General features: G+C 56.7%; 22 protein-coding genes and 2 pseudogenes. 7 read left to right on the top strand and 17 right to left on the bottom strand.

Features of this window, described 5'->3' with window-relative positions; translation table 11 throughout:
* Positions 1-75: 75 nt before the first annotated feature.
* From IM290_RS15055 to IM290_RS15045, 3 genes are read left to right on the top strand one after another with little or no spacing between them, the layout of a single operon-like run.
* Positions 76-777 (top strand): phosphohydrolase, encoded by a 702-nt coding sequence (locus IM290_RS15055; RefSeq protein ID WP_033486933.1) that lies wholly within the window; start codon positions 76-78, stop codon positions 775-777.
* A gap of 43 nt (positions 778-820) precedes the next feature.
* Positions 821-2,254 (top strand): DNA cytosine methyltransferase, encoded by a 1,434-nt coding sequence (locus IM290_RS15050; protein WP_193041496.1) that lies wholly within the window; start codon positions 821-823, stop codon positions 2,252-2,254.
* Positions 2,235-2,726: a very short patch repair endonuclease gene (locus IM290_RS15045; protein WP_017383335.1), complete on the top strand. Its 492-nt coding sequence runs from the start codon at positions 2,235-2,237 to the stop codon at positions 2,724-2,726. Before IM290_RS15050 ends, IM290_RS15045 begins: the two co-directional genes overlap by 20 nt.
* Here the strand turns inward: IM290_RS15045 and yedA are convergent.
* On the bottom strand, positions 2,698-3,612 hold the full coding sequence (gene yedA, locus IM290_RS15040; RefSeq protein ID WP_045338589.1) for a drug/metabolite exporter YedA: 915 nt from the start codon (positions 3,610-3,612) through the stop codon (positions 2,698-2,700). The two genes, IM290_RS15045 and yedA, sit on opposite strands and share 29 nt — an antisense overlap.
* Positions 3,613-3,790: 178 nt before the next feature.
* Between yedA and IM290_RS15035 the strand changes: the two genes are divergently transcribed.
* The 3 genes from IM290_RS15035 (at position 3,791) to dgcQ (ending at position 6,747) form a co-directional block, all read left to right on the top strand.
* A complete protein-coding gene (locus tag IM290_RS15035; protein ID WP_017383336.1) occupies positions 3,791-4,702 on the top strand; it encodes a DUF808 domain-containing protein in 912 nt (303 codons plus the stop codon).
* A gap of 77 nt (positions 4,703-4,779) precedes the next feature.
* Positions 4,780-4,962 (top strand): YodC family protein, encoded by a 183-nt coding sequence (locus IM290_RS15030; RefSeq protein WP_003859574.1) that lies wholly within the window; start codon positions 4,780-4,782, stop codon positions 4,960-4,962.
* Between the two features lie 84 nt (positions 4,963-5,046).
* Positions 5,047-6,747, top strand: coding sequence for a cellulose biosynthesis regulator diguanylate cyclase DgcQ (gene dgcQ, locus IM290_RS15025; protein WP_032103818.1), 1,701 nt, complete (start codon positions 5,047-5,049; stop codon positions 6,745-6,747).
* On the opposite strand, the pseudogene IM290_RS15020 reads toward dgcQ, so the two are convergent.
* Both IM290_RS15020 and yodD read right to left on the bottom strand, forming a co-directional pair.
* Positions 6,732-7,532 (bottom strand): annotated as a pseudogene (locus IM290_RS15020) (mannosyl-3-phosphoglycerate phosphatase-related protein). The gene dgcQ and the pseudogene IM290_RS15020 overlap by 16 nt on opposite strands.
* Before the next feature lie 294 nt (positions 7,533-7,826).
* Positions 7,827-8,054, bottom strand: coding sequence for a YodD family peroxide/acid resistance protein (gene yodD, locus IM290_RS15015; protein WP_017383339.1), 228 nt, complete (start codon positions 8,052-8,054; stop codon positions 7,827-7,829).
* Between the two features lie 128 nt (positions 8,055-8,182).
* On the opposite strand from yodD, the gene dsrB reads away from it, so the two are divergent.
* Positions 8,183-8,371, top strand: a complete 189-nt coding sequence (gene dsrB / locus IM290_RS15010; protein WP_003859583.1) for a protein DsrB — start codon at positions 8,183-8,185, stop codon at positions 8,369-8,371.
* 99 nt (positions 8,372-8,470) lie between these two features.
* Here the strand turns inward: dsrB and rcsA are convergent, their stop codons facing one another.
* From rcsA to fliF, 14 genes and pseudogenes are all read right to left on the bottom strand, one after another.
* Positions 8,471-9,094 carry a transcriptional regulator RcsA gene (rcsA, locus tag IM290_RS15005; RefSeq protein WP_017383340.1) on the bottom strand — a complete coding sequence of 208 codons (624 nt, stop codon included), beginning with the start codon at positions 9,092-9,094 and terminating at the stop codon, positions 8,471-8,473.
* A gap of 290 nt (positions 9,095-9,384) precedes the next feature.
* A pseudogene (gene fliR, locus IM290_RS15000) lies at positions 9,385-10,177 on the bottom strand (flagellar biosynthetic protein FliR); the annotation flags it as partial.
* 6 nt (positions 10,178-10,183) lie between these two features.
* On the bottom strand, positions 10,184-10,453 hold the full coding sequence (gene fliQ / locus IM290_RS14995) for a flagellar biosynthesis protein FliQ (RefSeq protein ID WP_003859587.1): 270 nt from the start codon (positions 10,451-10,453) through the stop codon (positions 10,184-10,186).
* 10 nt (positions 10,454-10,463) lie between these two features.
* Complete coding sequence (gene fliP / locus IM290_RS14990; RefSeq protein WP_015572437.1) at positions 10,464-11,201, bottom strand: flagellar type III secretion system pore protein FliP; 738 nt, start codon at positions 11,199-11,201, stop codon at positions 10,464-10,466.
* Entirely contained in the window at positions 11,201-11,575 is a 375-nt protein-coding gene (gene fliO, locus IM290_RS14985) for a flagellar biosynthetic protein FliO (protein WP_015572438.1), read from the bottom strand. The genes fliP and fliO overlap by 1 nt, the downstream gene beginning before the upstream one ends.
* Before the next feature lie 2 nt (positions 11,576-11,577).
* Positions 11,578-11,991, bottom strand: a complete 414-nt coding sequence (gene fliN, locus IM290_RS14980; protein ID WP_003859592.1) for a flagellar motor switch protein FliN — start codon at positions 11,989-11,991, stop codon at positions 11,578-11,580.
* Positions 11,988-12,992, bottom strand: a complete 1,005-nt coding sequence (fliM, locus tag IM290_RS14975; protein ID WP_003859594.1) for a flagellar motor switch protein FliM — start codon at positions 12,990-12,992, stop codon at positions 11,988-11,990. Before fliM ends, fliN begins: the two co-directional genes overlap by 4 nt.
* 4 nt (positions 12,993-12,996) lie before the next feature.
* Positions 12,997-13,467 (bottom strand): flagellar basal body-associated protein FliL, encoded by a 471-nt coding sequence (gene fliL / locus IM290_RS14970; protein WP_003859598.1) that lies wholly within the window; start codon positions 13,465-13,467, stop codon positions 12,997-12,999.
* A gap of 106 nt (positions 13,468-13,573) precedes the next feature.
* Positions 13,574-14,779 (bottom strand): flagellar hook length control protein FliK, encoded by a 1,206-nt coding sequence (fliK, locus tag IM290_RS14965; protein ID WP_032654117.1) that lies wholly within the window; start codon positions 14,777-14,779, stop codon positions 13,574-13,576.
* Positions 14,776-15,219, bottom strand: coding sequence for a flagellar export protein FliJ (gene fliJ / locus IM290_RS14960; RefSeq protein ID WP_006811155.1), 444 nt, complete (start codon positions 15,217-15,219; stop codon positions 14,776-14,778). Before fliJ ends, fliK begins: the two co-directional genes overlap by 4 nt.
* A gap of 21 nt (positions 15,220-15,240) precedes the next feature.
* Positions 15,241-16,611: a flagellar protein export ATPase FliI gene (gene fliI, locus IM290_RS14955; RefSeq protein ID WP_017693144.1), complete on the bottom strand. Its 1,371-nt coding sequence runs from the start codon at positions 16,609-16,611 to the stop codon at positions 15,241-15,243.
* The gene (fliH, locus tag IM290_RS14950; RefSeq protein WP_045333365.1) at positions 16,611-17,318 is read right to left on the bottom strand and encodes a flagellar assembly protein FliH; all 708 of its coding nucleotides are present in this window, start codon (positions 17,316-17,318) and stop codon (positions 16,611-16,613) included. The genes fliI and fliH overlap by 1 nt, the downstream gene beginning before the upstream one ends.
* Positions 17,311-18,309 carry a flagellar motor switch protein FliG gene (fliG, locus tag IM290_RS14945; protein ID WP_003859608.1) on the bottom strand — a complete coding sequence of 333 codons (999 nt, stop codon included), beginning with the start codon at positions 18,307-18,309 and terminating at the stop codon, positions 17,311-17,313. The genes fliH and fliG overlap by 8 nt, the downstream gene beginning before the upstream one ends.
* Positions 18,302-19,984, bottom strand: coding sequence for a flagellar basal-body MS-ring/collar protein FliF (gene fliF / locus IM290_RS14940; RefSeq protein ID WP_193041497.1), 1,683 nt, complete (start codon positions 19,982-19,984; stop codon positions 18,302-18,304). Before fliF ends, fliG begins: the two co-directional genes overlap by 8 nt.
* Between the last annotated feature and the right edge of the window lie 205 nt (positions 19,985-20,189).

The raw sequence follows: 20,189 nt of genomic DNA, 5'->3' as shown, positions 1-20,189 counted from the left end.
TCGTAATTCTATTTATAAAGGATTTTAATTCGGGTGTATTATAATTCACTCACTTTTGAGCAACAGGACAGGATGATGGAACTTGCGCAGTGGCAACACCGTTTTGAGCGCTGGCTCGACGAAAATCATTTTACTGATGATGCGGCGCACGATATCGCCCATTTTCACCGCGTCTGGATGACGGCGCAGGGTATTATGGCTGACGAGGATAGCGATCCGCTGGTTGTGCTGACCGCATGCTACTTCCATGACATTGTCAGCCTGCCGAAAAATCACCCGGAACGTAGCCACTCCTCGCGGCTGGCAGCGCGAAAAACGCGTGAGATCCTCAGTCGCGACTTTCCTGATTTTCCGCCGGATCGTTATGCAGCCGTTGAGCATGCTATTGAAGCGCACAGCTTCAGTGCCGGTATCGCGCCGCAAAGCCTGGAGGCCAAAATTGTGCAGGATGCCGACCGGCTGGAGGCGTTAGGCGCTATCGGCCTGGCGCGCGTCTTTGCCGTCTCCGGTGCGCTGGGCGCCGCGCTGTTTGATGCCGACGACCCGTTCGCCGGAACACGAGCGCTGGATGATAAAGCCTTCGCGCTCGACCACTTTCAGACCAAACTCCTGCGCCTGCCTGACACCATGCAAACCGCGCGGGGGCGCGAACTTGCGCGTCACAATGCCGATTTTCTGATTCAGTTTATGGCGAAGCTGAGTGCCGAATTACAGGGCGATTACCTCGGAACCGACAGCCAGATATTGACCCATTTCCGTCGCAGTGTGCGATCCTGAACTGTGGTACTCTGTTTTCTGTCTTTATTGTCCGGTTAAGAGAATGCAGGAAAATCGATCAGTGACTGTGCCCGCACCTGAGCGGGTTGAGAAATCAACGGCAGCCGTGCAGGCACTCCTGCGTCAGCTGCTGGAAATGTATGATGCTAAAACGCTGGCAAACCAGCTGGTGGCCCATGGCGAGAGCCACTGGAGCCCGGCGATACTCAAGCGGCTGCTGATAAGCGACAGGGCAGGGCACCGCCTGAGCGACGGTGAGTTCCGCTATCTGCAAAATTTGCTGCCGCGTCCTCCTGCTGCGCATCCAAATTATGCCTTTCGCTTTATCGATCTCTTTGCCGGTATCGGCGGCATTCGCCATGGCTTTGAAGGTATTGGCGGGCAGTGTGTATTCACCAGTGAATGGAACAAACATGCCGTCCGTACCTATAAAGCCAACTGGTACTGCGATCCCGATGCGCACCAGTTCAACGCGGATATTCGGGATGTCACGCTGAGCCACAAAACCGGCGTCAGCGATGAAGAGGCCGCCGAACACATTCGCAATACTATTCCGGCGCACGATGTGCTGCTGGCGGGCTTTCCGTGTCAGCCGTTCTCGCTGGCAGGCGTGTCGAAGAAGAACGCGCTGGGACGCGCACACGGCTTTGCCTGCGATACGCAGGGCACACTGTTCTTTGATGTTGCCCGGATCATTGATGCCCGCCGCCCGGCAATTTTTGTGCTGGAGAACGTCAAGAATTTAAAGAGTCATGACGGCGGCAAAACCTTCCGCATTATCATGCAAACGCTGGATGAACTGGGTTATGACGTGGCGGATGCAGAGGACATGGGGCCGGACGATCCGAAAATTATCGACGGCAAACACTTCCTGCCGCAGCACCGCGAACGCATCGTGCTGGTGGGCTTCCGCCGCGATCTCAATCTGAAAGGCGATTTTACGCTGCGTGATTTGCCCTCGCTGTATCCGGCGCGCCGCCCGACGGTGGCCGATCTGCTGGAGCCCGCCGTCGATGCGAAATTCATTCTGACCCCGGTGCTGTGGAAATACCTCTATCGCTATGCCAAAAAGCATCAGGCCAAAGGCAATGGCTTTGGATTTGGCATGGTCAATCCGCTTAATCCTGACAGCGTGACGCGTACGCTGTCGGCGCGCTATTACAAAGATGGTGCGGAAATTCTTATCGATCGCGGCTGGGATAAGGCGCTGGGCGAAAAAGATTTTGACGATCCCCAGAACCAACAGCACCGACCGCGGCGCTTAACGCCGCGCGAGTGCGCCCGCTTAATGGGCTTTGAGACGCCGCAGGGCTACAGTTTTCGCATCCCGGTGTCGGATACCCAGGCCTATCGTCAGTTTGGCAACTCGGTGGTGGTGCCCGCCTTTGCCGCGGTAGCTAAACTGCTGGCCTCACGCATCAGCAAGGCCGTTCAGCTTCGTCAGAGCGAGGCCGTGAATGGCGGACGTTCACAATAAGGCCACGCGCAGTAAAAACATGCGTGCCATCGGCACTCGTGATACCGCGATTGAAAAACGGATCGCGGGCCTTCTGACCGCCGCCGGGTTTGAATTCAGGGTTCAGGATGCCACGCTTGCCGGGCGTCCTGATTTCGTCATCGACGCGTACCAGTGCATCATCTTTACCCACGGCTGTTTCTGGCATCATCACGACTGCTATCTGTTTAAAGTCCCGGCGACACGCACCGACTTCTGGCTGGAGAAGATTGGCAGAAACGTCGAGCGTGATAAACGCGATGTTTCTCAGCTTTACGCTCAGGGCTGGCGGGTGCTGATTGTCTGGGAGTGCGCGCTGCGTGGAAGAATGAAGCTGAATGACGTGGAACTGACGGAGCGGCTGGAAGAGTGGATCTGCGGCGGCGGTCAGGCCGCGCAGATCGATACCCAGGGCATTCACCCGATCACGGTTTCTCCACCTCACACCTCGTGACAATCGGTTTCGCGGGCAGCAAATATTTACCCAGCGTGACCAGTACCACGGCAAAAACAATCACACCCAGCGCCAGCCATTCAATCGTCGACAGCACTTCGCCCGCAAAACCGGTACCCAGCAGCACGGCAACCACCGGGTTAACGTAGGCGTAGCTGGTGGCAACCGCCGGTGAGACGTTGCGAATCAGGTACATATAGGCGTTGATGGCGATAATGGAGCCAAACAGCGCCAGATACCCGACGGCCAGGAAACCTGAAAGGTCTGGCATCGCCGCCAGTTTTTCACCCGTCAACGCGGAGGCCATCAGCAGCACAATGCCTGCCGCGAGCATCTCAATCGCACCTGCCATCATCCCGGAGGGCAGCTCGATGCGTGAACCGTAGACCGAGCCGAAGGCCCAGCTCATGGAGCCGATCATGATCAGAACGGCAGCCCAGGGGTTCCCGCTCAGGTTACCGCCGCTGTTCAGCAGGATGATACCCACAAGCCCAATCGCGATGCCCAGCCATTCGAGCTTACGGGTGCGGATCCCGAAGAGGCGACTAAAGCAGAGCGTAAAAAGCGGCACGGTTGCGACGACCACTGCGGCGATGCCCGACGGCACGTTCTGGTGTTCGGCGACGGTTACCGCGCCATTGCCCACCGCCAGCAGCAGCAGGCCAATCAGGGCGGCGTTAAGCAGGGGACGCCGCGGCGGTAGTCTGTGGCCGCGCAGCAATAAAAACGCCATCAGCAGCACGCCGGCCGTAAGGAAACGAATACCGGCCATCATCAGCGGGGGCCAGCTTTCCACGCCTATACGAATGACAAAATAGGTGGACCCCCAGATGATATACAGGGAAAAGAGTGCTCCAATGAGCGGTAATAAATGCCGGAAACGCATAGTCCCTCACGACGAAATAAAAAGTTCGCTCATAGTTAACGCCAAAACTATCAGCCTGGCGAGTGCTTTAATTGTGTTGTTGATGTGAAATTTTTGTTGACGCGAGGTGCCAGTTTCCGGGCGGTGAGTTTTGTTCCATACTATTCACTTAATTAGCAAAAAAAGAAGGAAAGAGATTTTGGCAGGAAGTAGCTTATTAACATTACTGGACGACATCGCCACCTTGCTGGATGACATTTCGGTTATGGGAAAACTGGCGGCGAAAAAGACCGCCGGGGTACTGGGAGATGATTTGTCGCTTAACGCGCAGCAGGTCAGCGGCGTGCGGGCGAACCGTGAGTTGCCGGTGGTGTGGGGCGTTGCGAAAGGGTCCTTTATTAACAAGGTGATCCTCGTTCCGCTGGCGCTGCTGATTAGTGCCTTTATACCCTGGGCCATTACGCCCCTGCTGATGATTGGCGGGGCGTTCCTGTGCTTCGAGGGTGCCGAAAAAGTGTTGCATATGTTCGCTGCACGCAAAGAGAAAGACACCCCGGAAATGCGCCAGCAGCGTCTGGAAGCGCTGGCCGCACAGGATCCAAAAACGTTTGAACGCGATAAGGTCAAAGGCGCGATCCGCACGGACTTCATCCTCTCAGCCGAGATAGTGGCGATTACGCTGGGGATCGTCTCAGATGCCCCTCTGATGAACCAGGTGCTGATCCTGTCCGGCATTGCGATCCTCGTGACGATAGGGGTTTATGGCCTGGTCGGGCTGATCGTCAAGCTGGACGATATCGGCTTCTGGCTGGAAAAAAAATCCAGCGCAATTGCGCGCGGCATTGGGAAAAGCCTGCTGGTGCTGGCGCCGTGGCTGATGAAAACCTTGTCGGTGGTGGGAACCCTGGCGATGTTCCTGGTCGGCGGCGGAATTATCGTGCACGGTGTTGCTTCGCTGCATCACATGATTGAACATTTTGCGTCAGGCCAGGGAGCGGTAGTTGCTGCGATCCTGCCCACACTGCTTAACCTCGTACTGGGCTTTATCGTCGGTCTGATTGTGGTAGCCGTTGTTAAGCTGGTTGAAAAAGTACGCGGGAAATCGCATTAATTATTGCTGACCCCGGATGCAAAAAGACCATTCCTCGTCTAAATTGAAAACGTTTCACCCTGATACAGGAGGCAGGTATGGTCTTTTTGATCAGTGATGAAGTTAAGCCCAAAAATGGTGGTCCAGGTATGATCGTCACCGGGTATTCCAGCGGAATGGTGGAGTGTCGGTGGCATGATGGATACGGCATTAAGCGGGAGGCTTTTCGCGAAGACGAGCTTCAGCCTGCTAATAAAAGGCAAAAACGCGACAAGGCTTAATCACACAACGCCCGGCCTTGCCGGGCGTTTTTACTGGCAGAAGACTTATCATATCGGATGGTGAGCGACAATCAGGGAGTGTGTGTGCAGCACGATACCTTTGTTGTAAAACAATCTTTTTTGCAGTGGCTGCATAAGCGCAGCAATCCCCGTTTGATTGTTAACTTCTGTTTTATCGTTGTCCTGATCTTTTCCACCCTCCTGACCTGGCGCGAAGTTGTGGTACTGGAAGATGCTTATATCTCCAGCCAGCGTAACCATCTGGAAACGGTTGCCAGTGCGCTGGACAGACAGCTTCAGTTCAGCGTCGATAAGTTATTGTTTTTTCGCCACAGCATGCGTGATGCGCTGGAAACGCCGCTGGCGTTTGGCGTGCTGCATGATGCGGTAAAGCGTTTTGCGCATTTGCGCACGTCCCCCAGCTGGCAAATTGCGGTTGATAAACAGCGCACGTTACCGATCAACGGTGTTTCGGATGCCTTCGTTGAAAAGACGACCCTTCTGAACCGTGATGATGAGTACCTTGATAATGAACTGTCCGCCGCGCTTGAAGTAGGGTATTTGCTGCGTCTGGCATCCAGCCCTTCCCGCAACGAAGAGCGCGTGATTTATGTCTCTCGAGCCGGATTCTTTCTGGAAACGGATACGCCGGGAAATTCCAGCGATATCGTGCAGCGCTATTACCATCTGGTCACTCAGCCCTGGTTTACCCAACAGTCCGAGCGTGAAAACCGTGCGCGTGCCGTGCGCTGGTTTATCTCGCCGCCTTCCACCTTTGTCGGCAAAAAGCCGCTGATCACCGCCAGCGTGCCGGTTTATTACAATCACGTCTGGTATGGCGTGGTGGCGATGGATTTCACCTTTGCCACCCTGCGTCGCCTGCTGGTGGAAGCCGTGGGCGATAACCCGGAAGGGGAATACCAACTGTATGACAGTCGGCTTACCCAGCTTGCAACGTCTGAATCACCGGCTGCGGACGTTAATCATTTTGACGCGCGCGAATTAGCGCAGATAGCGCACGCGATAGAATCGGATTCTGAAGGCGGCATTCGCCTGGGGAGTCGTTTTGTCAGCTGGGAGCGTCTCGACCATTTTGATGGCATCGTCCTGCGCGTGCACACCCTGGATGAAGGGGTGCGCGGTGATTTCGGCAGCATCAGCATTGTGCTGGCATTGCTTTGGGCGCTGTTCACCGCGATGCTGCTCATCTCATGGCTGGTGATCCGGCGCATGGTCAGTAATATGTATTCGATGCAGAACTCGCTGCAATGGCAGGCCTGGCACGACCCTCTGACCCGGCTGAATAATCGTGGGTCGCTGTTCGAGCAGGCGAAAATGCTGGCGAAGCAGTGTGAACAGCAGTCGCTGCCTTTCTCGGTCATTCAGATCGATCTTGATTGCTTCAAGAGCATCAATGATCGGTTCGGGCATCAGGCGGGTGATAAGGTGTTGTCCCATGCCGCGGGTCTGATTGCCAGCACCCTCCGGACTAAAGATATTGCCGGACGCGTCGGGGGCGAAGAGTTCTGTGTGGTGCTGCCGGGCATGACGCTTGAAGAGGCGGCGGAAGTCGCAGAGCAGATCCGCGAGCGTATCGACAGCAAAGAGATCCTGATTAAGAAAAGTACCACCCTGCGCGTAAGTGCGTCGTTTGGCGTCTCTGGCGCGCAGGAGAAGGGCAATTATCACTTCGAAAATCTGCAATCCACCGCCGATGCGCGTCTGTATGAGGCGAAACAGCGCGGGCGTAACCGGGTCATCTGGCAGGATCACGTCAAAAAGTAATCAAGCCCCTCGCACCAGCCGGTCGGCCCGGTGTGCTGAGTGTGATAAACCCGGGCGGGATCGTTGTTCTTAAGGCTGACGCCCTCCCGGTTGAAGCCTTTCACCACGACGGCAAAGCCTACGCTGTCCAGCAGCGGGGCATCATTCGGGCCGTCGCCCAGGCCCAGCGTCGTCGGTTCGGAACCCTCGTGCAGGCGATACTGGTCCACAAGCCAGTGAACCGCCGCGTCTTTGCCGCAGCAGGTGTCCAGGATATGCCAGAAGCGTGCTCCCTGGACAATCTTCAGCCCCTGCCGGGCGAGTTCGGCGGCAAAGCGTTACATTTGTTCATCACTGTCACGCCAGATCAGCGTCACGGAAGCCTCGTGTTTACGTGCAAGCACTGAGCGGGGACGACTCAGCCCAGTCCATCCGGCGACCACGCGCTCATCCACGTCATCGAAGGTGGTGAATTTAAGATGCATTTCCTGACGTACCCGGGCAATACACTGCCGGATATCGTCATGCTTCTTTTCTGAGATGAACCGTGCGGCGTTTTCCCACCGTACGTCAGGCTGGATCACCGCGCCGTTTTCCGCAATATAGGGCAACCCGCCAAGCCCCAGCTCCTGCTGGATGTCATCCATCTCGGACGCGGTTTTGCTGCTGCACAGAATGACCGGTACCTGTTCATCCATTAACTTTTCCAGCCAGGGGGCCGCAGGCTGCCAGTCGAGTGTGTGAAAATCCAACAGCGTGCCGTCGAGGTCGGTAAAAACAAGCAGAGTCTCCTCAAACGAAGGCATAACGTCTCCCGGGTGATAATTTCACCTAAGATAAATCTTAAAAAAACAGGCATTGACGCGCCGTTGAAGTGGAAACGATCCCGACAAACCCACAGGCGGCGCATGTTTATACTCATAACTAAAATTCACATGTATAAAATATAATATTCGCTAAGAGAATATATGCTTGTAAGACTATTCCGTTAGGGATAATGTCTTACCTGCATCAGATTTCCTGGTGTAACGAATTTACAAGTGCTTCTTGCATAAGCAAGTTTGATCCCGGTCATCCCCATGACCGGGATTTTTTTCGCCTTAGCGGTTCGTCTCCGAGACGCTAAAGTCATGGATATCCAGCTCGAATGCTTCGGCCAGTTCACGGTAGGTATGGTAATCCCTACCATTGACCACGACACGGTCGGAATTATCCTCCGCGCGATGAACTTCGGACTCACTGATTTCATTGATGGCGGCAAGCAGGGCATCGACATCCACTTCAACCTCACGCTTAATGGTGTCGCTGTACTCTTTGTCGGTCTTCATGGCGGGTTCCTCATTTAATCGTCTCAACAGTTAAGTATAGACCGCACACAAAAACGCCATTCGCGCCAGGTGGCGATGCCAGGCAATGCAATTTGTTCTACACTGGCTCAAAACCACAGGAGGAATGTATGAAGGTCAACGATCGGGTAACCGTCAAAACGGACGGTGGGCCGCGCCGCCCGGGCGTGGTGCTGGCTATAGAAGAGTTTAATGAAGGCACAATGTATCTGGTGTCGCTGGAAGATTACCCGCTCGGCATCTGGTTCTTCAACGAACTGGGGCACCCGGATGGGATCTTTGTGGAAACGGCGGAATAGGGCGGCGTCGGGGGCATCTTCTCCCCGGCTCCGGCTACTGAAAAGCAAAATCTCTGGCCAGGCCAGAGATCAAGGTAGGGTACAACATGGCCGTGCAAATTAGCGCATATTAACGAAAATCCCATTCGTCACATTATCTGTCAGGCGTACGACATGGTATATGACTTGCTTATTATGCGTTTTAATTTTCCTTTTAATATTTCCTTTGTGTGACGATACTGTTTTTGCCTTGATATTCATCTGGTCTGAGATCTGAATTGTCCCTTGTCCAGCCATCCACATTCTTAGCATACTTGATTCAGTTCTGCTTAATGATAGGGTGGGTAAGTTAACCGCCCCTACATTCTTAACTTCTTTATTCAAATAATCGCCCAGGATATCATCAAGCGACTCTGGTTTAATCGATTTCGAACTGATTAATAAGTTTTTACGCACCAACAAATACTCATCGAAATGAATATTGGCGATCGCCATAAAAACAATAAACAGGGTCTTAGGATGCTGATTAATGATCTGCTTAATGTGCTGACTGTTAGCGGGGTCGTGAATGAAACAGTCCTCATTAATAAACACCACGCCGGGCTTGTGGGCGTCACAAGCGGCTGCGAGTTCTTCAACGGTGTGTGCATCGTTGATGTCTCTCTTTCTTACCCCTCTGCTTGCTAAGTACCCGGTTAACCCTAGCCGGGTGTAGCTGCATAAATCCATAATGATCGTTGACATGGCATACCCTCACTCAATGCGTAACGATAATTCACCACCTGCCTGAGAGCTCATAAACAGCCATACGGGATGGAAAAAATCTAATAAAACCTGTGAGCATGACAAAGACTTTCAGGCGAACTCACTATCCCGTAAAGTTACGTATAATTTGCCAGGAATCATCTTAAAGTAAAGTAAATATTAAGTATTGTGAGGTGGTTAGAAACATTTAAACCGCGTCAGATATATCCTGGTAGATGTTTTTCGAGATTATTTTTAGGAATATCCTCAGAAAGACATTGCAAACACTGCGGGTTATTATTTGCGTGGAAGTTCGCTGACAATATCCGCTAACAGATTGAATATCTCGCTGAATAAATGCTCGCAGAAGGGGGCGATAAGTGGCATCAATAATGACATTAATAAAAGGCCAACCGTCAAAGTCACCGGAAAGCCGATGACGAATACCGACAGCTGCGGAGCCATTCGGTTGAGTAAACCTAATGCGAGGTTAACGGTGAGCAGCAGGGTAATGATCGGCAGCGCCAGCATCAGCCCGTTGAGGAAGATCAGCCCGGCAGCCCGCACCAGCGCCAGAAACGCGTTGCTGTTTACCGGGTTGTCGCCAATCGGCAGCGTGTGGAAGGTGTCCACAAGCATGGAGATGAGCCACAGGTGGCCGTTGAACGAGAGAAACAACAGCATCGCCAGCAGGTCGATAATACGCGCCAGCACCGGCATATTCAGATGGCTGCCCGGGTCAACGAACGTCGCGAAAGACAGGCCCATCTGCAAACCGATAAGTTCACCCGCCGTTCGTACCGCGGCGAAGGCGAGCTGCATCGTAAACCCGACCGCCACGCCAATCATCACCTGTTGCAGAGCAATCCAGATCGCATTCGGGGAAAAGATCGGGATATCCACGGCTGGCAGGGAAGGGGCAACGATAATGGTGATAACCATGCCCAGCCCAATTTTGACGCGTTTAGGCACCGACTTTTCACTGAGTATGGGGGCGGTGGAGATCAGCGCCATGATGCGCAGCATCGGCCAGAAATAGATCCCGAGCCACTGAACAAACTGATCGCTGGTGAAATGCAGCATCGTCCGTCAGCCGATGATGTAAGGCAGATTGGTGAACAGGTTGCGCATATAGTCCAGCAGCAAATTGAGCATCCATGGCCCGGCAACGATAATCGCCACGAAGACGGCAATGATCTTCGGGATGAACGACAGGGTCATTTCGTTAATCTGCGTGGCGGCCTGGAGAATACTGATAATCAGACCGGTGACCAGCGCAACCAGCAGCAGGGGCGCGGCGACGGCAATCGCGACTTTCATCGCCTCCGTGCCCATCATCATGACCGACTCAGGCGTCATTGCGCGCTCCTCAACTGTAGAAACTCTGCGCCAGCGAGCTGACCAGCAGCTGCCAGCCGTCGACCAGCACGAACAGCATAATCTTAAAGGGCAGGGCAATGGTTGCGGGCGGGACCATCATCATCCCGAGCGCCATCAGGACGCTGGCGATCACCAGGTCAATAATCAGGAACGGAATGAAAATGGTGAAGCCGATCTGGAACGCCGTTTTCAGCTCACTGGTCACATACGCCGGGAGCAGAATACGCATCGGCACCGCTTCCGGCCCCTGTAACTCACCGGTGTTAGCGAGACGGGCAAACAGGGCCAGATCCGCTTCGCGCGTCTGGCGAAGCATAAATTCACGTAATGGCTGTGCCCCCTTTTCCAGGGCAACCTGCATGGAAATTTTATCTTCGCTGAACGGCTGGTAGGCCTCGGTGTAAATCTTGTCGATCACCGGCGACATAATGAAAAAGGTCAGGAACAGGGCTAAACCCAGCAGCACCTGATTGGGCGGCGCGGACGGCGTGCCGAGCGCGTTGCGCAGCAGGCCAAACACAATGATGATGCGGGTGAAGCTGGTCATCATTAGCAGGATCGCCGGGATAAAGGTCAGCGAGGTGATGAATACCAGCGTCTGCACGGACAGGGACCAGCTTTGCCCCCCGTTCGCCAGCGGCGTGGAAACCAGCCCCGGCAGTTGCGCATACACAGAGGGCGCGAACAGGCCCAGGCCTGTCAGCGTAAGGAATAACAAACGGCGCATCAGGATCTCCCGGGACGCTTGAGCAAACTCTTCATTACGGACTGGAAATCCGCAGGGGCCTGGGCGTTAGCCTCCACCGTGACAGGCGCAGGGGGGAGCGTGTGAAGGACGTTAATGCTGGAGGCGGTCACGCCCAGCACCAGTCGTGCATCTTCCACCTCCACAATGACCACGCGCTCGCGCGGTCCTAGCGGGGTGCTGGCGCTGACCTTCAACCCGCGGGTACCGGCCGTTTTCCCCGCCAGACCGAAACGCTTTGCCAGCCAGGCGGCGATAAGGATAAAGGCAATAATACCGAACAGCGCGCCGCTCACCTGGAGCAGCGGTGAGCCGGGTACGGCGGAGGGCGCGGACAGTGTTGCCTGGGTTTTCATACTTAACGACTCAGACGACGCATGCGTTCGGAAGGGGTAATGATGTCGGTGATACGTACGCCGTATTTATCGGCCACCACCACTACCTCGCCCTGTGCAATCAGGTAGCCGTTGATCAGAATATCCAGCGGCTCACCCGCTAAACCGTCAAGCGCCACCACGGAACCCTGCGTCAGGCGCAGCAGCTCTTTAATGGTCATGCGGGTGCGACCCAGCTCAACGGTCAGCTTGACCGGAATGTCCATAATCAGGTCGATGTCCTGCAACGTGCCGCTGACGTCGCCGCCGCCTAACTGCTGAAAGACCGCGTCTGCCGCGCTTTTCGTCGGCGTCGTTTTCTGCTCGTTTAACGCGTCAGCCCACAGATCGTCCAGTGCTCCGCTGTTTTCATCGGACGGATTGTTCATGTCACTCATTTGGGCTGTTCCTCATTCAGCGAATTCAAAATCGGGTTGATCAAGTGCTCAACGCGTAACGCATACTGGCCGTTAATCGTGCCGTACTGGCTTGTCAGCACGGGTACGCCATCCACATGGGCAATAATGCGGTCAGGTTTATCTATCGGCAAAACGTCGCCGGGTTGTAATTTCAGGATCTGCGATAACCGCATGGAGATGTCGGCGAAGTTGGCCACCAGCTCCAGCTGCGAATGCTGCACCTGACGCACCAGGTTTTCACGCCAGTTCTGATCTTCGTGACGTGAGTTCTCCAGCGGCGGGTTCACAAGCAGTTCGCGCAGCGGTTCAATCATGCTGAACGGCAGGCAGATGTTGAACTCGCCCGTCAGGTTGCCGATCTCGACGTGGAACGGGGTGTTCACGACGATGTCATTCGGGGAGGTGGTGATGTTGGTAAACTTCACCTGCATCTCGGAACGCACGTACTCGACTTCCAGCGGGTTAATCGCTTTCCACGCGTCGCTGTAGGATTCCAGCGCCAGCTTCAGCATGCGGTTAATCACACGCTGTTCGGTATGGGTAAACTCGCGGCCTTCCACTTTGGTCGGGAAACGGCCATCGCCACCGAACAGGTTATCCACCGCGATGAACACCAGGCTTGGCGAGAACACAACCAGACCGGTACCGCGCAGCGGTTTCAGATGGATCAGGTTAAGGTTGGTTGGCACCGGCAGGTTGCGGGCAAACTCATGATACGGCTGAATGCGGATCGCACCGACGGTGATATCCGGGCTACGACGCAGCAGGTTAAACAACCCCATACGGAACTGACGTGCGAAACGTTCGTTGATGATCTCCAGCGCCTGTAAACGCTCGCGCACCACGCGACGCTGGGTATTGGGATCGTAGGGACGAATATTATCGTCGCCGGTCAGACCCGGCTTCGGTTCGTCACTTTTATCGCTGTCGCCGTTGAGCAGCGCATCGATTTCTGCCTGAGAAAGAATACTGTCGCCCATGTCGTTACCGCAGAATGAAGGCTGTATACAGAACGTCAGTGACTTCCTGCTTAGGTTGGCCGTTTACCAGCGGGGTCGCCAGCGTCTGTTTAATGGCATCGACCAGCTTTTGCTTGCCCACATCGGTGGCGAGCGCGGAGGCATCCTGACGAGAAAACAGCAGCAGCAGACGGCTACGCACTTCTGGCAGGTAGTCGTTCAGGCGTGCACGGGTCGCTTCATCTTTCAGACGCAGCGTAATACCCACGTAAAGCACGCGATCCGCATCGCCCAGGTTCACGGTGAACGTATCCAGCGGGTAGAAGACCGGCGCCGGTGGAGGCGGCGCTTCAGCTTTGGCGGCCGCGCTGGAGGGTTCTTGCTGCATACGCCAGTAACTGTAGCCTGCGGTGGCGCAGGCCGCGAGGGTAATCAACACCAGCAGCGGGATCCAGATGGAACGCTTGCTTTTTTTGGTGATAGCGGAGTCTGTCATCTGATACGAGCTTCCTGTTTCGGTACAGCTTAATACGGTGATTATCCCGTGTCCGGCTTAGGTCAAAGCGTGGAAAAGACGGGGATAATCACGTTACCTCTGGCGTTTAGGCAAAGATGTCTACGGCACGGCTGCCGCGTGCGGCGGATTGCAGGGCGGCAGGGGCAGGCAATAACTCTTCACTCTCATCGTTAAACCCGCCATGCTGGCCGGAACGCGAAGTGTGCTGTTGCTGCCCGGATGAGGACTGCTGTTGCCCGGCAAAGCCCTCGCTGCTGACGCTGCTTTGGGAAAGCTGAATGCCGTTTTCCGCAAGCTGCGTGCGCAGGATCGGCAGGGCCGCTTCCAGCGCCGCGCGGACGTGGCTGTGGGGCGAAACCATCTGCAACTGCGCCTGGTTGTCATCCAGCTTAAGCGAAATTTGCACCTGACCCAGATCCTCCGGGTGCAGACGCAGCTCTGCGGTCTGCTGTCCCTGCTTTGTGAACAGGGTGATGTGCTGGCTCAGATTCTGCTGCCATTCGTGCGTGCCCAGCGGCTGGCTTAACACCGGCGCTGTCGCAACGGTAGCGGCAGGCTGTGAAGGCGCCAGGTGACTGACGATCGGCGCCAGCGTCGCGGTTGGGCTGGCGGCAGACGACGCCGCGCTCGCTACGTCCTGCTTCTCTGCGACGGCTGGCGTAACGGCTGCCGTGGCGGGCAGCGATGTGTCGCTGTCCTGAACCGGCATTTTTTCCTGACCCGTTAACGCATGGCTAAGCGGCTGATGCTGGCCGTTGTCCGTCTGGGCTAGCGTAGAGGGGAGGGCAGCTCGGGGGGCGATCTCCCCTGTGCTCGCAGGCTGCGTCGCTACCGGGGTGGTGGTCTGCTGGTGCGGTAACATCGCCATCAGCGCGCTTAACCCGGCCAGCTCCTCTTCTTCAGTCGTGGTCTCGCTGTTTGTTTTCGCCTCCGGCTGGGTCAGCGCCTTCAGCGCATCCGTATTCGCGGCGGGTTTCAGGCCGGAGACGAGGCTTTGCAGGGAGACGGCGGTATCTTCACCAGTCAGGGTCTCCTGACGGGAGAGCAGCTCGGCGATTTTGGCCTGGAGCGTGGTATCACCGTTTTTTTCCTTTGCCGCTGTCGACAGCTTGTTGCCCGCCGCTTTCAGATCCGCCAGCGTCAGCGGGGCATCTTTGCCTTTGCCGGTGGTCTCGGTCAGCGCGCCCGCCAGCAGAGAAAGAAAATCTTGCGCGCCCTCAGCGCCTTTCCCGGTCAGCGTGCCGCCGGACGGGTCGCTGTCGGTCATCAGCAGTTGTTGCAGTGTGATCATTCTGGTTTCCTCATTGATGCGCGCTGGGCAAACTCATCCATTTTTTTCTGATCCAGACGGTTTTCCGCCAGGGTCGAGGCTGCAATCTGCCGGTCCTGTAAGGTTTGCCAGGCCTGCAACCGCTGTTTTTTCTCGCGCCAGAAATTCAGCGCGGTATCGACTTTTTGCGTCCACTGGTTAAGCTGCTGGCGATGCTGCTCAATCGCCTTTTCCAGCGTCTGGATAAACTGCTGATAGTTAATCCAGCGCTGGCTACCAATGCCCTGCGTCATGTCGGTGTTAAGGTTGGTGCGATATTCATGCTGATAGTCGATTAACATCTTCAACTGTTCTTCAGCCTGCTGGCACCCGCGTCGCATTGCGCCAAGCTGCAATGCGGCATCATCAACTTCTTTTTCAGCCAGATCTTTCAGCGTTGATAACGCGCTGTTCTGCGCCATGACCTTCGCCCTCCACCTGTGTTACACCTGCGGGAAAATCAGCTCCAGTGCCTGGAGGGAATCTTCCCAGTCGGCGCGTTCAAAAATACCCTGTTGCAGAAATGCCTCCAGCTGCGGCCACAGGGCAATCGCTTTATCGAGCATCGGGTCGCTGCCTTTGGCGTACGCCCCGACGCTTACCAGATCGCGGTTGCGCTGGAAGCTGGAGAGCAGTTGTTTGAAGTTACGCACGCGGGCGTAGTGTTGCTCGGTGATCAAGGCCGTCATCGCACGGCTGATCGAGGCTTCAATATCAATTGCCGGATAGTGCCCGGCTTCGGCCAGACGGCGCGACAGCACGATATGGCCGTCGAGGATCGCGCGCGCGGAGTCGGCAATCGGGTCCTGCTGGTCATCGCCTTCGGTCAGTACCGTATAGAACGCGGTGATGGAGCCGCCGCCGCTGATGCCGTTCCCCGCGCGCTCAACCAACGCCGGGAGCTTGGCGAAGACCGACGGCGGGTAGCCTTTGGTCGCGGGCGGCTCGCCGATGGCCAGCGCAATCTCACGCTGCGCCATCGCGTAGCGGGTCAGGGAGTCCATAATCAGCAGCACGTGCTGGCCCCGGTCGCGGAAATCTTCCGCAATACGCGTGGCGTAGGCGGCACCCTGCATACGCAGTAGCGGCGACACGTCCGCAGGCGCGGCGATCACCACCGAGCGGGCGCGGCCCTCCGCACCCAGAATGTTTTCGATGAAATCTTTGACTTCGCGACCACGCTCACCAATCAGGCCAACCACGATAACGTCCGCCTGGGTATAACGCGCCATCATGCCGAGCAGGACCGATTTACCCACGCCGGAGCCGGCAAACAGCCCCATACGCTGGCCGCGTCCCACGGTGAGCAGGGCGTTAATCGGCCGCACGCCGGTATCCAGTACGTGCTCGATTGGGGTGCGTTGCAGCGGGTTGAAGGGTTGGGTGATCAGCGCGCCGGTTTCGGTGGTATCAGGGGAGGGCAGGCCATCGAGCGGTTTGCCGCTTCCGTCCAGCACGCGGCCCAGCAGCGCCGGACCGAGCGGCAGCTGCTTGCCGCTTTGCAGGCCGTCACCGCTGATGTTTTTCGCGTAGACGCGGGCGCCGGGCAAAATCCCTTCCACTTCTTCAAGGGGCATCAGAAACAGGCGCTGACCGTTGAACCCGACCACTTCGCTTTCCACTTCACGCGTCTCCCCCCCGTCCTGCCGCTCAATCACGCAGGTGGCGCCGAGCGGAAGTTGCAGCCCCGTGGCTTCCAGGACCAGACCGGTGGCGCGCGTCAGGCGTCCATAACGACGAACGGATGGCAGCTGCGCCATCTTCGTTTCAAAATTATCGAGCGTGTTAAGCCAGCGCGTAAGGCGAGCGGTCATCAGACGACTCCCGGTGCCGCCAGGCGGCACAGTTCCTGCCAGCGGGTCGCGACGCTGGCATCCAGATCGCCCTCATCCGCCGAGACCTTACAGCCTCCGTGATGGAGCGACGGATCGCCGCGCAGCCGCCAGCCGTGCAGGCTAAGCGTCGCGCCGAGGCTCTCTTCCACGCGCTGCAAATCATCAGGATGAACGCGCAGCTGCGGTTTGCCGCTGAACAGCGGCTCCTGCTGGAGCAGGGCCTGGATCTGCTTAATCAGCGCGGCGTTATCCACTACCGGCGTCTGGCCGATCACCTGACGGGCCGCCTCCAGCGCCATCTGCATCAGGCGCGAGGCAATCACGCTGTCGAGCGCATCCAGCGTGTGCTGAAACTCGCTCACCAGCTGCTGCATGCGGGCATGCAGCGGCGCCTGCTGCTGGCGCGCCTGCTCAATGCCCTGCTCTAAACCTTTCGCCAGCCCTTCCTGATAACCCTGTGCGTGCCCGGTCTGACGGCCTTCGTTCATCCCGGCGTTGAAGCCCTGCTCGTGCGCCTGCATTTGCATCTGGGCCAGCATCTGGGCGCGCTGTTCCTCTTCACTCAGCTCGGGGATGCCCGCCCCGGCGTCGCCCTCGTCGGACGACACAACGGCAGGGGTGAACTCTGCGGTGGGAGGGGAGAGGTCGTCAGGCGTCCAGCGCTTCCACGACAGTTCATCAGACATAGGTGTCGTCTCCGCTGCCAATCACCATCTCGCCGGTTTCTGCCAGACGACGAACAATAAGCAGGATCGCTTTCTGTTCGTTTTCCACCTGAGACAAACGCACCGGGCCACGGTTGGCCAGGTCGTCGCGCAGGATATCGGCCGCACGCTGGGACATGTTGCGCAGGAATTTCTCGCGCAGCGGCTGCTCGGCGCCTTTGAGGGCGATAAGCAGCGATTCGGAGTCCACCTCCTGAAGCAGGCGCTGGATACTGCGGTCGTCCACTTCGACCAGGTTTTCGAACAGGAACATCTCGTCGATAATTTTCTGCGCCAGCTCGCCGTCGAACTCGCGTACCGCCGTAATAACCGCCTCTTCCTGCTGCGTTTTCATCAGGTTGATGATTTCCGCTGCCGTTCTCACGCCGCCCATTTTGCTGCGCTTGAGGTTCTGGCCGTCGAGCAGGTTGTTCAGCACTTCGGTCAGCTCCGCCAGCGCGGCTGGCTGGACGCCGCCGAAGGTGGCGATACGCAGCATCACGTCGTGGCGCAGGCGCTCGTCAAACAGCGCCAGAATATCGGCCGCCTGACCCCGTTTGAGGTGGACCAGAATGGTGGCGATAATCTGCGGGTGCTCGTCGCGAATAAGATCGGCGGCGCTTTGCGGCTCCATAAAGTTGAGCGTTTCGATCCCGCTGGCGGTGTCGCGCGTTTCGAGAATATCTTCCAGCAGGCTGGCGGCGCGCTCTTCGCCCAGCGCCTTAACCAGCACGGAGCGCAGGTATTCGTTGGCGTTGACGTTGAGTGCGGCAAACTGCTCGGCTTCCTGCTCAAACTCCGCCAGCACTTCTGTCAGCTGCTTGTTGGAGATCTGGCGCACGTTGGCCATCGCCGCGCTGAGGATCTGCACTTCTCGCTGGGAGAGGTGTTTAAACACTTCCGCCGCGCGATCTTCGCCAATGGTCATCAGCAGGATGACGCTCTTATCGGTGCCTGTAAGCGTATTACTCATGTTCGTTACCCATCCAACCACGGATGACCAGCGCGACGACGCGCGGATCGTTATCTGACATTTCGCGAATGCGCTGGCTCATCACCTCTGCGCCCATACGCTGGTTAGCACGGCGCTGCTGCATCTGTTCATCTTTGCTGAGACGCACTTCAACCGCTTCTTCCTCGTCCGGACGCGCGTTCTTCTGTTCCAGCGCGGCTTTCTCGGCTTCAGCACGGCGCTGTAGCTGAGGACGAACGCCCTTACGCCACAGCAGCCACGCGACAATCAGCACCAGCAGCCAGCGGCCTGCGGACATCAGCTGATCGAAGAACGCCTGCTGTTGCCAGAACGGCAGTTCGCCACCGGTCTCATCCACCGGGTTGAACGGTGAGTTCACAACGTTGAGGGTATCGCCACGTTTTTCAGAGAAGCCCATCGCTTCGCGGGTTAAATCTTCGATCTGCTTCATCTGCTCCGCCGTGAGCGGCAGCGGTTTACCGTCCGGCAGCGTTTTGTAGTTCACCACCACGGCAACAGAGAGACGCTGAATATCGCCCGTGTTCAGTTTGGTATGGCGGATAGTCCGGTCGACTTCGTAGTTGGTCGTTTCGTTACGGCTGCTGTTACGCGGGCCGGTACTGTTCGCGGCCGAGGTCGTCTGCTGATTCGTTTGCTGACCGTTCTGCGGGTTTGCCGGCGGGGTGGAGATTGGCGCGGCGTTGGCAGGCGCAGGCTGGTTAGAGAGCGCGCCCGGCACACCGCCAGGATACTGTCCGCCGACCTGTTCCGTCTCATTGATCTGACGCGAGCGTAACACGGCGCGGGAGGCATCCCCGTTCGGGGCGTACTGCTCTTCGGTCTGTTCTTTATTCGAGAAATCAATCTGCGCTGTGACCTGCGCGTGTACGTTGCTGCTGCCGACCACCGGGCCCAGAATCGCTTCGATGCGACGCTGGAGACGGCCTTCCACATCCGCGGCGTATTTCAGCTGAGCGTCGTTGAGATCGCGCCCGGCGGTGTTGGACTGCGTCAGCAGATGACCACTCTGATCCACCAGCGTAACGTTACCCGGCGGCAGGCCGGCCACCGCACTGGAGACCAGGTGCGTGACGGCGCTGATCTGCCCTTCATCCAGCGCACGGCCAGGTTCGAGGTTAACGGTCACAGAGGCCGAAGGGGACTTTTGTTCACGGACAAACAGGGACGGCTTAGGCATCGCCAGGTGCACGCGGGCACTTTTCACCGGGCCTAAGGTTTCAATCGTACGGGCCAGCTCACCTTCCAGCGCGCGCTGATAGTTAACCTGCTCGCTGAACTGACTGATGCCGAATTTTTCCTGATCCAGCAGTTCAAACCCAACCGCGCCGCCTTTTGGCAGCCCCTGCTGGGCGAGACGCAGGCGAAGCTCGTGCACTTTATCTGCCGGTACTTCAAGCGCACCACCGTTATCGGCAAAGCGATACGGGATGTTCATCTGGGTTAACTGGGTGACGATGGCACCGCCATCCTGGTCGGAAAGGTTGCTGTAGAGCGTGCGGTAATCCGGGCTTTTTGCCCATAAGACCATCGCGACAACGATCGCAATGGCGGCAGCGCCTGCCACAATCAACGGGATCTTAGGGTTGGCGCGAAGGCGGTTCATCCACTCGAGTGATTTATTCTGTGGCGCTGTCGATGCTGCTGTCGCACTCATTGCGCACCTCTTAAATCCTGGTGGTTTACGTTATTCGTGTAGAGAAACAAAACTGACTCCCGGGTCGGCAAACACGACAAAAGTTCCATACTGATGGCCCTGCCATTATTTGATGATTCGGGATTTTCTATGCGTCAAATAACCTGGTTTTTTAACGCTATTTACCGCCATTATCTTATTGACAAGCTGTTAGTCTTGACCTCGT

Origin of the sequence: Enterobacter cloacae complex sp. S1, from assembly GCF_014930525.1 — a bacterium.
GTDB lineage: Bacteria > Pseudomonadota > Gammaproteobacteria > Enterobacterales > Enterobacteriaceae > Enterobacter > Enterobacter hormaechei_C.
Note: the sequence above shows the minus strand (reverse complement) of the source record. Positions and strands in the feature narration are given on the sequence as shown.